The organism is Paraburkholderia tropica, assembly GCF_014171495.1.
Taxonomy (GTDB): domain Bacteria; phylum Pseudomonadota; class Gammaproteobacteria; order Burkholderiales; family Burkholderiaceae; genus Paraburkholderia; species Paraburkholderia tropica.
On record NZ_CP049136.1, the window covers coordinates 1115258 to 1127672 of the forward strand.

At 62.5% G+C, this 12415-nt stretch carries 11 protein-coding genes and 1 pseudogene; 2 read left to right on the forward strand and 10 right to left on the reverse strand.

Annotation, left to right across the window (positions count from 1 at the left end):
* Window positions 1-3 precede the first annotated feature (3 nt).
* The 5 genes and pseudogenes from G5S35_RS28490 to speB all read right to left on the reverse strand — a co-directional run bounded on the left by G5S35_RS28490 (window position 4) and on the right by speB (window position 4119).
* Window positions 4-824, reverse strand: a pseudogene (locus G5S35_RS28490) (amino acid ABC transporter ATP-binding protein).
* Complete coding sequence (locus tag G5S35_RS28495) at window positions 821-1474, reverse strand: amino acid ABC transporter permease (protein ID WP_183039581.1); 654 nt, start codon at window positions 1472-1474, stop codon at window positions 821-823. The pseudogene G5S35_RS28490 and the gene G5S35_RS28495 overlap by 4 nt, the downstream one beginning before the upstream one ends.
* A 20-nt stretch (window positions 1475-1494) precedes the next feature.
* Window positions 1495-2157, reverse strand: a complete 663-nt coding sequence (locus tag G5S35_RS28500) for an amino acid ABC transporter permease (protein WP_183039582.1) — start codon at window positions 2155-2157, stop codon at window positions 1495-1497.
* A gap of 19 nt (window positions 2158-2176) precedes the next feature.
* Window positions 2177-3040 (reverse strand): transporter substrate-binding domain-containing protein, encoded by an 864-nt coding sequence (locus G5S35_RS28505; RefSeq protein ID WP_110328680.1) that lies wholly within the window; start codon window positions 3038-3040, stop codon window positions 2177-2179.
* An 80-nt stretch (window positions 3041-3120) separates the two neighbouring features.
* Window positions 3121-4119, reverse strand: coding sequence for an agmatinase (gene speB / locus G5S35_RS28510; protein ID WP_065060517.1), 999 nt, complete (start codon window positions 4117-4119; stop codon window positions 3121-3123).
* A gap of 222 nt (window positions 4120-4341) precedes the next feature.
* Here speB and G5S35_RS28515 point away from each other — a divergent pair, with 222 nt between their 5' ends.
* Both G5S35_RS28515 and G5S35_RS28520 read left to right on the forward strand, forming a co-directional pair.
* Entirely contained in the window at window positions 4342-5247 is a 906-nt protein-coding gene (locus G5S35_RS28515) for a LysR family transcriptional regulator (protein ID WP_065060518.1), read from the forward strand.
* Between the two features lie 501 nt (window positions 5248-5748).
* Complete coding sequence (locus G5S35_RS28520) at window positions 5749-7014, forward strand: sensor domain-containing diguanylate cyclase (RefSeq protein WP_183039583.1); 1266 nt, start codon at window positions 5749-5751, stop codon at window positions 7012-7014.
* Window positions 7015-7088: 74 nt separating this feature from the next.
* Here G5S35_RS28520 and G5S35_RS28525 read toward each other — a convergent pair whose 3' ends face one another.
* The 5 genes from G5S35_RS28525 to G5S35_RS28545 all read right to left on the reverse strand — a co-directional run bounded on the left by G5S35_RS28525 (window position 7089) and on the right by G5S35_RS28545 (window position 12073).
* Window positions 7089-8249, reverse strand: coding sequence for a porin (locus tag G5S35_RS28525; RefSeq protein WP_231957571.1), 1161 nt, complete (start codon window positions 8247-8249; stop codon window positions 7089-7091).
* A gap of 576 nt (window positions 8250-8825) precedes the next feature.
* The gene (locus G5S35_RS28530; RefSeq protein ID WP_183039584.1) at window positions 8826-9980 is read right to left on the reverse strand and encodes an NAD(P)/FAD-dependent oxidoreductase; all 1155 of its coding nucleotides are present in this window, start codon (window positions 9978-9980) and stop codon (window positions 8826-8828) included.
* Window positions 9980-10186 carry a ferredoxin gene (locus tag G5S35_RS28535; RefSeq protein WP_074986150.1) on the reverse strand — a complete coding sequence of 69 codons (207 nt, stop codon included), beginning with the start codon at window positions 10184-10186 and terminating at the stop codon, window positions 9980-9982. The genes G5S35_RS28530 and G5S35_RS28535 overlap by 1 nt, the downstream gene beginning before the upstream one ends.
* On the reverse strand, window positions 10183-11313 hold the full coding sequence (locus G5S35_RS28540; protein ID WP_237181550.1) for a cytochrome P450: 1131 nt from the start codon (window positions 11311-11313) through the stop codon (window positions 10183-10185). Before G5S35_RS28540 ends, G5S35_RS28535 begins: the two co-directional genes overlap by 4 nt.
* A gap of 136 nt (window positions 11314-11449) precedes the next feature.
* Window positions 11450-12073 carry a TetR/AcrR family transcriptional regulator gene (locus G5S35_RS28545; protein ID WP_074986153.1) on the reverse strand — a complete coding sequence of 208 codons (624 nt, stop codon included), beginning with the start codon at window positions 12071-12073 and terminating at the stop codon, window positions 11450-11452.
* Between the last annotated feature and the right edge of the window lie 342 nt (window positions 12074-12415).

Genomic DNA, 12415 nt, shown 5'->3' on the forward strand with positions numbered 1-12415 from the left:
GCATCATGTCCCGCTTGCGCTGGCCGCGTTGACGGCCGCCAGCGGCAGGCTGCGGTCGAGCCACGGTTTCAGGAATTGTTGCAGGCGCGGCGTGCGCGTATTGCCGAACAATTGCGCCGGCGGTCCGGCCTCGATAATTCGCCCCGCTTCCATGAATACACCTTGTCGGAGATCTTGGCCGCGAAGCTCATTTCGTGCGTCACCATCACCATCGTGATGCCGTCCTGCGCGAGTGAACGGATCACGCTCAGCACTTCCTCGACGAGTTCCGGGTCGAGCGCGGAAGTCGGTTCGTCGAGCAGCATCACTTCGGGCTCGATGGCCAGCGCCCGCGCGATGCCCACGCGTTGCTGCTGGCCGCCGCTCAAGCTGGCGGGGTGAGCGTCCGCCTTGTGCGCGAGGCCGACCCGGTCGAGCGCGGCGAGCGCCTGGCGCCGCGCCTGCTGCTTGTCGATCTTCTTGGCGAGGACGAGCGGCGCGGCGACGTTGGCGAGCACGGACAGATGCGGCCACAGATTGAATTGCTGGAACACCATGGCGAGCGGGCGGCGCACTTCGGCGATGCTCGACTCGCTGTCACGATCGCGCGGCGTGCGGCCGGTCGACTGGTAGCCGAGCAGTTGTCCCTTGATCCACACTTCGCCTTCGTCGTAAGCCTCGAGGAAATTCATGCAGCGCAGCGCCGTGGTCTTGCCCGAACCGGACGGCCCGATCAGCGTGACGATTTCGCCGCGCATCACGTCGAGATCGATGCCCTTGAGCACGCGGTTGGCGCCATAGGACTTGCCGACGGCGCGTAGCTGGACGATGGGCAAGGCAGTCATGAGGTCTTCCTGGAAAGGGCAAACAGCCGGGCCGCGCGTTGCGCGAGCGCGGCGACGGACTGGGTCAGCAGCCAGTAGCACAGAATCAGGAGCGCATACGGGCCGATGTAGGTGTAGGTCGATGCAACGATGTCGCTGGTGGTCATGGTCAATTCGGGCACGGTGATGATCGACGCCACCGCGCTTTCCTTGATGACGAGAATCACCTGATTGGTGAGCAGCGGAAGGGCGAAGGCCATGGCCTGCGGCAACTCGATCGTGCGGAACGCGGCCCAGCGCCCGATGCCGAACGCGCGTACGGCTTCGAGCTGGCCGCGCGCGATGCTCGCCCAGCCCGCGCGGAAAATCTCCGCAAAATAGGCGGCCGAATAGAGCGCCAGCGAGACGACCGTCGCCTGCACGGCGGTCATCGTGACGCCGAGCGCGGGCAGGCCGAAATAGAGGATGAGCAGTTGCGACAGATACGGCGTGCCGCGCACGAGCCAGACATAGAGGCGATACGGCCAGGCCAGCGTGCGCGCAAAGCGCAGCCGCAGCGCATTGAGCAGAAAGCCGCCGGCCATGCCGAATAGCGCACCCGTCAAGCTGACTTCGAGCGTGACGAGCATCGCGGCTGCAAAGCGCGGGATGAGCGGGATAAATGTGTTCATGTGTCGAGCGCCATGACCTGTTACGCAGGCCGTTGCCGATGCCGTTCATGGCAACGGGCGGCGACAGCGAGCAGCGAGGTCATCGCCAGATAGAAACACGCTGCGAACGTATAGACTTCGAGCGGCCGGTAACTGGACGACGAAAGCTGTTGCGCCGCACGCATCAGATCGGTGACGGCGATCACCGACACGACCGCCGACGCCTTGACGATGTCGATCATCTCCGAGACCAGCGCGGGCAGCGTCATGGCGACTACCTGAGGCACTTCGATATGCCACAGGGTCTGCCGGCGCGAGAGATTGAAGGTGCTGGCGGCCTCGATTTGTCCGCGAGGAATCGCCCGGAATCCGGTGCCGAGGATCTGCGATTGATACGCGGCCGTGTTCAGCGCCAGACCGGCTGCCGCCGCGGCGGTCCCCGGGATATCGAGGCCGAGCGCGGAGGGCAGGTAGTAGAGCACCAGCAGTTGCGTGAGCACCGGCGTGCCGCGGATTGCGCTCACGTACACGCGGGCCGCGCGGCGCAGCAACGCGCTCCGGTCAATGGACATCATATGGAGGGCGACGCCTCCGACGAATCCGCCGAGCGTCGCCACCACGGACAAGCCAAGCGTGGTGAGCGCGCCATCCATCAATTGCGGCAGGTAGGTCGAGAGGCGGCCGAACAGGGCGGGGACGGACATGTTTTCGCGGTGAAGGCGCTTACATCGACGGAACGGGCAGCGCGTCGGCCGGAACGTCCATGGTCGTGCCGAACCATTTCAATTGCAGCTTCTTCATGGTGCCGTCGCGGTTCGCCTCGGCGATGCCGTCGCTGATCACACGCAGTAGCGCGCCGCTGTCGCTGTCCTTGCGCATGACCCACGCAAAGTAGCTCTTGGGCCCGATGGTCTGCGGCATCACGGCAAACACGCCCGGACGCGATTTCATCAACGGTCCGATGTTTGCCAGCGATTGCGCAACCACATCGATCCGTCCGGCAGCCAGATCGCCATAGGCTTCGTCGTAGGACACGTATTGCTTGATCTGCTTGAGCCCTTCGCCGCCCGAGGATTTCAGCGTTTTATCGAGGGCGGTCAGCGCCTGGGTTTGTACCGACCCGATCTGCGCGCCGGCGATTTTCCCGTTGAGATCGCTGGTCGATTTAACCGAACCGGCTTCGTTCGCACGGAGCAGCACGCCAATCGTGGCGTCGGCAACCGGCAGCGTGAATGCGAAGTGGTCGGCGCGATCCTTGTTGACCGTCACCGCCGCGAGAATCATGTCGAACCGGCGGGCGTCGAGTCCCGGCAGCAGGCCCTGGAAGGGCAGATCGCTCACCTTGAGTTTCACGCCCGGCAGCGCCTTGCCGAGAACGTGGTTCATGAGGTCGATGTCGTAGCCGACGATCTTGCCGGCGTCGACATATTCGAAAGGCGCATAGCGGGCTTCAGTCGCGACCGTCAGCTGTTTTGCGTCCTTGATTCGAGCGAGGAGATCGCCTTGCTGGGCCCACGAGCAGGCTGGGGCCAGCAGCGCGACGGAGGCGACGATGGGAATGATCGACCGCGAAAGGAAGGTGTACATAGAGGTTCCGTCGAATGCGTGGTGGTGATGGGAAAGGCGGAGCGAAGCGCAGCCGGCCCCCGACGAATCGGGCGCCGGTATCAAGCCGACACGAGGGCGCGTGTCGCGTCGCGCTTGCGTTTGGCGATGCTTTGCGCGAGGACGCAAAGGATTTCGTACAGCAGGGTTGCGCCGACGAACGCGGTATTGCCGGTTTGATCGAACGGCGGCGAGACCTCGACGAGATCGCCGCCGACGAGATTCAGGCCGCACAATCCGCGAACGAGCTGTTGTGCTTCGTAAGTCGTCAGGCCGCCGATCTCCGGCGTGCCGGTCCCGGGCGCATAGACGGGATCGAGTGCGTCCACATCGAACGACACATACGTGGGCAGGTCGCCGACCACCCGGCGCGCTTCGGCCAGCACACCCGGCACGCCCAGCGCGTGGAACTCGTCGATATCGATCACGCGGATACCTTGGCGCTCGCCCCAATCGTTCTCGCTGTCGTTGTATTGCGCCCCGCGAATGCCGATCTGTACGATGCGTTTGGGATCGAGCAGGTTCTCCTCGATCGCTCGCCGGAAAGGGGTGCCGTGCGTATAGAGACTGTCGCCGAAATAGCGGTCCCAGGTGTCCGTATGCGCGTCGAAATGCACCATGCCGATCGGACCGTTTTTCGCGAGCGCGCGCAGGACAGGCAACGAGACGAGGTGGTCGCCGCCGACCGACAAGGGCGCAATGCCGGCGTCATGAAGCGTCGTGTAGAAGTCCGTGATCAGCGCGAGTGTCGCCATCAGGTCGACCGGATTGACCGGCGTATCGCCGAGATCGGCACAGTTGCACAGTGCAAACGGATTGATGCCCGACGCGCGGTTCACGTTGCGCGTCATGGTCGAGGCGTCGCGCACGTGTCGGGGACCGTGCCGCGCACCGGCACGGTTCGTGGTCCCGCCGTCCCAGGGAATGCCGACCAGCCCGATATCGACCTCGGCATGAAGCGGGTCTTGCGGCGTGACGTAGGGTAGACGCATGAACGTGGCAATGCCTGCAAAACGCGGAAGCACGGTCGCGGTGACCGGGCTGAAACGATTTTTTTCCATCTGTTCTCCTGCTTACAATCGATGAGGTGGTTCGCACCGGTGAAGCGGATCTTTTCATGACAAATTGAAACGATGAACAGCAATGTCCAAAACCTTACTTTCGAAAATCAGGAGGTATGACGCGTGCGCCGCTGGGGCTAAGACGGGTGACGCGCGGTGCGTGCGGGCGCGCTGCGGGGGCGGATTTTCGTTTCGGGTGTTTGACTGCGCATGTGCTGCGCCATGCTGAAAATCTCGGATTTTGATCTTCGCCAACTGCGCGTGTTCAAGGCCGTCGCCGATTGCGGAGGGTTCTCCGCAGCGGAAGCGTCGTTAAACATGACGCTCTCGGCGATCAGCCTTCAGATGGCCGAATTAGAGGGCCGGGTTGGCCTGAGGTTGTGCGAGCGTGGCCGAGGCGGATTCCGGCTGACTGACGCTGGCCGCAGACTCTATGATTCCGTCGAGAAGCTCATCGCTTCGGTGGAGGATTTCCATGTGGATATCGGCGCCATTCACGGCCGGATTAGCGGCCGGCTGTCGATCGGCACAGTCGATAACACGATCAGCAATCCCGGTGGCCGGCTGGCTGCGGCACTTCGCGCAGTCAGAGAGCGTGACAGCGACCTCAGTATTACGCTGGAGATCGGGTCGGCAAGTCAGATCGAGGATGCCGTGCAAAGCGGGCGGCTGGATGTCGGGATCGGACCGTTTAGAGGCGCTGTGGCGAGCTTGTCGTATGAGCACCTCTACACGGAATCGCTCCAGTTGTATTGCGGCCGGGGCCATGCGTTCTTCGATGGCCCACCGTCCACGTTCGATCCCTCCGCAGTGACGGGAATCGACTATGTCACGCGCGGCTACTTTCGCGAACTGAAGGAGCTGCCCGAGCTGGAGAACTTTCGGCTAGCTGCTGTCGCCAACAACATGGAGGGCGTCGCGATGCTGGTGCTCTCCGGCAAGCTGGTTGGCTTTCTGCCGCGGCACTACGCGGCTTACTGGATCGAGCGTGATTTGATGCGGGTGTTGTTCGAGCAGTCACTGGAACACCGCGTTGAATTCAACGTGATCAGCCGACGCGACCAGAAAGTGACTGAGCGCCTGCGGCTGTTTCTGCGTGCTTTGCGTGAACCTGGCGCGCGGAACTGACACTCGTACTGTTGGCAAAGGGTAGCGCCCTTGCGGGACGAGGGCGAGATTCGTGCGCTCACGGCAACCCTGACGCCCACGCTATTCACCGCGTCGCCCATCAAGCCGTGGCAGGATAGTACGGATGTAGCGGGCGTGGATCCGGAGAATGGACTCACACTCGCCGCGCATATCGACCGTTGGCTCGGCCGGCACCGCTCATGCTCCCGGCAGAATCGAGCCGATTTTGTAATCAACGGTAATAGTCAGTGGGAGACGAAGCCTCTCGCGAGAACTCAGTTCCTTGACGCTCGGGGCACGCTTCACGTAGGGTGAAAGACGAATTTCACTTCGCGCATCGGTCGAAGTTACCGTTCAAAGTTTCAGCTTCGAAACGCCGATAACCCGGTAAACGCCCGGAACTCGCCGATGGCCCCTTCGCAATCAATCAGCATGCGCGCCGATCAAGCATCTTTGTAAGGTGAAATCTTGTCTGACCGTTTCAAAGAACAGCACCCAGCCATGGACACCCATGCCCCATGCGTCGCCCTGATCGGACTCGACGACAGCAGGCATCTCGTCGTCACCGCGTGCAATGACCGGTTCTTCGAGCTGTTGGGCGAAACGGCAGTCGATACGCAAATTTTTCCGATCCGTTTTGACGCACTGGTTGCGGATTCCACACAGCGCGAGTTGCGCGAGAAATTGCTCGCATGTTTCTCAGCCGGCTCGCCTGCTCGGCCCGAGCACATCCACGACGTTCGCAACGGCGGCTCATGGTGGCGCCTTTCACTCAAACCGATCAAACGTCAAAACGGCGACGCATGCGCAGATGAGGTGCTCGTGACCGGGTTCGACATGGTCGCGCAAAGCCAGCCGGCTCAAGCGCCGGAAGCCGATGCATCGCGTTATCGCGCGCTGGTCGACCTCGCCTATGACGCGATCGTGACCATGGACGAGCAGCACAACATCACATTGTTCAATCGCGCAGCGGAGAATCTCTTTGGTTATTCGTCGGCCGAGATACTCGGCCAGCCCATCGTGACCCTGTTGCCCGAGCGATTCCGCGCCGGCCATCCGCACAAGGTGAAGCAGTTCGCGGACGCCTATCAGCCGACGCTTCGGCAGGCAACTCCGCCGCGTATGGACGAAACCAACAGTGTGTACGGACAGCATCGCGACGGCTCGATCGTGCCGGTTGAAATTGCGGTCTCCAAGATCAGCTTTAATGGCGGCGTCGAATTCATGGCGGTCGTTCGCGACATTACCGATCGCGCGAGACTAATGGAACTGCTCAAGAAGCAGGCCGTCACCGATGCGCTCACAGGTTTGCCGAATCGCCGGGCGTTTCTGGAGTTCGTACAGAAATTGTTCGGGACCGCCGATCTGTTTTCGGTGTTCATCCTCGACATTGACTTCTTCAAGAAGATCAATGACCAGTATGGCCACGACGTTGGCGATGAAGTGTTGCGCGCGCTCGCGAAGATCGGCGAATCGATCACGACACGGCCGTGCCTGTTTGCTCGCTGGGGCGGTGAGGAGTTCGTCGCTGCGCTGCCGGGCGCCGATGTCGGTCTTGCGCAGAGCATCGCGAACACACTGCGGCAGCGCATCGAACGGCGGGACTTCGAGCACGTGTGGCGCGTAAAGCCGGTTGCATTCACCGTGAGTATCGGTGTGGTCACGCGTGAAGCCGACGAGATCGATGTCGACACGTTGATGAGGCGCGCAGACCAGGCGCTTTATCGGGCCAAGAAGTCTGGCCGCAATCGTGTCGAGACTGGATAGGTTTTCCGTTTGACGAGACAGCAGCGCGTGTCGATCCGATATCGTGCGCTGCCGCGTGATGTGCAACGGATCGATCAGAAACGGTGCCGCAATCCCAGCGCGGTGACGAGCTGGTTTGCGCCGGATGCGCGCGAGAAGTTTGAAATCTGCGCACCCTGAATACCCGTTCCTGCCAATTGATTGGCGCGCTGATAAATGGCTTCCGCGTAAACGTCCGTGCGGGGCGTCAGGAAGTAGGTGTTGACGATGCCGACCTGATGCCACTTCGGATAACGCACGCCCGTCGCCGTAGCGAAACGGCCAAGCGTAAACGTATAGCCTGCCGAAATGTCCCACCGCGGATTCACCGCGTAGCGCACGTTGATTTCGACGTTGTCGAAGCGCACGTCTTCGCCGGGTAGTTTGATGGCGGTATCGGCCACGTTGTTGATCGACGTAGCCTTGTCGAGGCGCGTCTCACTGAATATGAGTCCGACGGCGGTCTGATTGACGTGATAAAGGCCGCCTGCGGCCCAGGTGCGCTGCCGCTGCGCATTGAACGGCGCGCCGGCCGGCTCGGCGCCATTCGTGTTGGCCGTCGCGAGATTCGATGCGTTATTGAACTGGAGGTAGCCAGCCCCGAGGTCCAGGTTGTTGGACTGATAGCCCGCGCCGAAACTGTATGCGCGGTTATCCGCAAAGCCGCCTGCCTCATTCGAAAAACCATATAGCGCGCCGAGCTTCACGCCGCCCAGCAGCACAGGGCTTGTGTATTTCACGGAGTTATTCGTGCGCGTGTAGTTGTCGAGGTTGTCGTTGTCGAAAACGTGGGCGAAGGCTGTTCCGCCGTATCGTGTTCCTCCTAGCGCAAACGGTTCGACAAACTGAACGACCTCGTCGAACTGACGACCGAAGGTGAGCGTGCCTGTCGACTGCGAAGCAAGTCCCATCCACGACTGAAAACCAAACAGTCGGCCCTGCTGCGCGGCCGAGCCGTTCATGACGCTGAACCCGTTAGTCAGCGTAAAGATCGCGCTGAGATCGTTGCTGATCTGTTCATTGCCGGAGAGCGCCCAGCGGCTGATGTTGATGTCCCCGTTCTTTGCCTGCCACGCGCTTTGATGACCATTGGCATTGCCTGCGTCGCTGACGTAGGCAATGCCCGCGTCCACCGATCCCGACAGATGCACCGAGCTTTGCGCATGCAACACCGGGCTGACAAAAGCAAGCAGAACGCTGGTCGCCCGGATGTCCATCCTGATCTTTCTTCTATTCATAGAATCATATTTGTATTTGCGAGTTGTCTCTGTGTATTCCGATATAACTTTCGGGAATTTATTAATATGATTATCCATTTTATGGATCTGCCTTCCTCTTTTAAAAGGCTCTTGCGGGCTGGCGTTTGAACTGGCTGCGGGTGTGGCTGCCGTCGTGGACTGGTATGAGAATTGAACCCGTCTCGGCTCGCGGCGCGACGGGTGATCGATATAATCGATGCAGGAACCGAAGCCGATAAAGTCGGCTTTCAGGAACAGACTGTTATGAATTGCTCAACATTGAGTTGAGTGCCGAACGCAGGACAGCGCCCGAGTCATTGGATGAATCGGCATGTCCAAATGCGTTTTTATTGGTTGATTTTTCTGTTCGGCGAGGTGCATGCGCGCGAATGAATCGACCCGAGGCGGAACTTCGCGAGATAAGGCGGGATCTCGATGACGTTTCCATCACGCAATCTGAATCCAGCTCTATGCGAGCGCGTCAATCTCCGTGAGGCATCCCGGCAGATCGTAAATGGGTTCGACCAGACCGGCGGCACCGGTAATCTCGCTCCGTTACGCGCCGAGCGTCGTCAGTCGGCGTAGTTTGGGAATCGGGATGCGATAGTCGAGCGCAACGGCGGTCCACGGGCCATTCGAGTGTCGCCAGCGAAACACGCCCTGTTCTGCCGTCCCTTCCGCGATCTCCGGCTCGCCCGCGACCGGCGTCGGCCCGATGGCCTTGAGGGAGACACCGAACGCCTCCGTCCAGAAGTACTGCTGGAAGGCCAGTTCCGGCGCATCCGGTCTGAGCAGCGCGGCGGCGGCCACCTTTGCCTGATCGATGGCGCTTGTCCACAGCGGCACACGCGCGACGCGCCCCGCGTGCGGAAACGCGGCGACATCGCCCGCGGCCGCGATATTCGGACGAACGAGGCCGCGCGTGTCCACTACGAGCGCGCCGCCGGTGAGCAGTCCGCTCGTGGTCAGCCATTCGACATTCGGAACGTCGCCGATGGCCGAAACAATCACCTCCGCCTCGATGACTGTGCCGTCGCCGAGGGTGACGACGGACGACCCGTCACGCGTCACGACTTCCGCGCAGCCCGTCGTCATGATGGCGAGGCCCTGCGCGAGCGCCGCATGATGGAGCCGCGCGGCGAGCCACGCGCCGAGCTGGGAAGCGAGCGGCATGCCTTGCGAAACGAGTGTGGTCGCGCATCCCGCCGCCACCGCGCCGGATGCGATCTCCATGCCGAGCGGACCACCGCCCACGACCACGACCGAAGGTCTCGACGCGAGCCGCGCACGCAGCGCCAGCGCGTCGGCGAGCGTGCGAACGGTGTATTCCTCGCCGGGATCGCTACGATTGCCGCGAACGAGGCGTCTGGCGCGCGTGCCGGTGGCGATCACCAGCGCGTCATACGGCACCGCGTCGCCATCCGCGAGCCGCACGCATTGCCTGGCCACATCGACACCGACGGCAGCCATGCCGCGCCGCTCGGTCGCGCCGTGGGTCGCCTCCGGCAGCAGGTGCGAGGTGAGGTCATCGCCGTCGCGCAACAAGGCCTTGGACAAGGCAGGGCGGCTGTAAGGCGCGACCGGTTCGTCCCCGATGATCGTGATGGAGCCGTCGAATCCTTCGGCGCGCAGCGTGTCGCACGCGGTCAAACCCGCGATGCCGTTGCCCACCACCACGATGCGTCGCGGGGTATCCGAAAGCGTGTTCATCAGGGCGCCTCGTCCTCGATGAGCCTGAGCGCGGCCACCGGGCAGACACGCGCCGCGGCTTGCGCCGCCGCGAGGTTCGCCGCGCTGATCTCGTTCACGTCGATGGCGGCATAGCCCTCATCGTCGATATGAAGCAGTTGCGCGGCCACTTCCTCGCACAGGCCATGACCTTCGCAACGCGGGCGATCCAGTATCAGTTTGATCATGCGACCTCCAGCCCGATGACAGGAACGGTGTCGAAGGACACGGTGACATTGCTCGGCGCGCGGGCCACCTCGCCGATGCGGAACGACTTGATCTGCGTAGCGAGCGCCTCGATGATCGCCGCGCCTTCCATGCGCGCAAGACCCTGACCGGCGCAACCGTGCGGGCCATAGCCGAAGGAGAGATGGTCGATCGGGTTGCGCGTCACGTCGAAGATGTCGGGGTTCGCGTAATGACGCGGATCGCGGTTGCCGGCGCCCAGCATGACCGCAATGCGCGAGCCGCCCGGGATCGTCGCGCCGCCGACTTCCACGTCCTGCGCCGTCACGCGGCTCCAGACATGGACGGGCGAGTAGTAGCGCAGCACTTCGTTGAACGCCGACGGAACGAGCGAGAGATCGGCTCGCACCTTGGCGAACGCTTCGGGAAAACGCCCGAACAGCGCGACGGTGTTGCCGATCGCGGCAAGCGTCGTGTCGAGCCCGGCGCCGAGATACTGGTGGATGATGTGACGCGCGGCGCCGGCGGGAATCATCCCGTTGTTCTCCGCCTCGAAGACGCCCCAGCCGACCGAGCCAGGGGTGAGGGCGTCCTGGGTGATCTGCGAGCAGTAGCCGTAAAGCTCGCCCGCGATGGGGAAGTTCTCCACCGTGCGCTGGTTCATCGGCCCGATGACTTCCATCGCGGCCTGTCCCCAGCGCAGCATGTTCGCCCTGGCCTCGCCCTGAAAGCCGACGAGGTCGGCGACAACGCCGATCGGAAAGCGCCGGGCGATTTCGTCGATCGCGTCGAAGGACGGCTGCTTGACGAGGCGGGCCACCAGCGCCTGCGCATTCGCCTTGATCTGCTCGCCCAGTCCGCGCAGAGCCCGCGGCGTGAGGTTTTCGGAAAGCGCGGCGCGCAATTGGGTATGGGTCGGCGGGTCGGAGGCCAGCGACGTGCCCTGCAAGGCCTGGTTCACACCGTCGTTAAAGCCGACGCCCTGAGCGGACGAGAATCGCGCCGGGTCCGCAAGCGCGTCCTTGATGACATCGTAGCCAGTCAAGGCGTAGAGATTCGAGTGCGTGAGATAGACGACGTCGCCGAGTTCGCGCAATGCGCGGTATGTCGGGTAAGGATCGACGAGCACATCGGCGGCCCAAAGGTCGATACCGGATGAACGGGGTGTCACAGGCCAGCTCCTCATTGTGGATGGATGGCCTGTATTCTTAGTTTCGCTTTACATCATGTAAACCCAATGGATACCATGACAGGGTAATCCCGGATCAGGTCGCGCCCAGCATCTTCCACCACAGTTCGGCCAGGACATCGAGCGCCGGTTCGGACGTCAGATCCAGCTCGCCGCGCATCCATGAGAGCGCGGTCTGCTCCAACGCGACATAGGCCAGTTCACCGCGAAAATGTCGCGTGCCCGGCTCGTAGCGGTTGGCGGCATCAAGGCCTTCCCGGATGTCTGCCACCACTTCCTCGATCCAGCCGCGCATCAGTGCGCGCATTTCGGCATCGACCGCCGCGGCCTCGGTGACGGCCAGAAGATAAGGCTTGATCAACGGCCAGCGCGCGGCCTGCGCGCGCAGCCAGTCGTCCAGCTTTTCGTGCGAGCCTTCGCGCACGGCCGCGACCAGCGAACTGGCGGTGGAACTGCGGCCTGGTTCGTCGCGCCGCTCAAGGATGGTGTCGAGCTCGTGAATCACCGCGCGCATCAATTCGCGGCGCGACTCGAAGTGAGAGTAGAACGTGACACGCGTGGTGTTCGCGGCGGCGGCAATGTCGTCGACGGTGGTCGCCACGTAGCCGCGCGAAACAAACAATTCGAGCGCGCTTGAAAGGATGCGCTGTCGAGTCGCTTCCTTCTGAATTTGCCGCTGGTTTTTGGGTTGTGTGGTCATGGCGGCCACGATAACACTATCATCGGCGCCATCGGGCTTCTTCCGGAATTGTGCGCGTCAGCAGCGCGGCGTCCCGAGGGCGGTTAGCGCTGCGGCCTGCTACGGCGGCGACCATAGGGTCGTTCTCGGCTGCAACCCTGGCGAATGGCGCCCCCGCCGGGCAGTTGCAGGGGCGCCCTGCGATTCGCGCGATGTCGGCGAGATTGACCCTGACCCCTGCGTGCTGCTGAGCACGGCTTCGAGCGCTCGCGCCTCCATCGACGAACGCTGGACTCGCGCGTGCTGCGTGTGTTGCGCGATTCCGGAGCCTCCGACGATCGTATCGCCCCGACGGCAACAGCA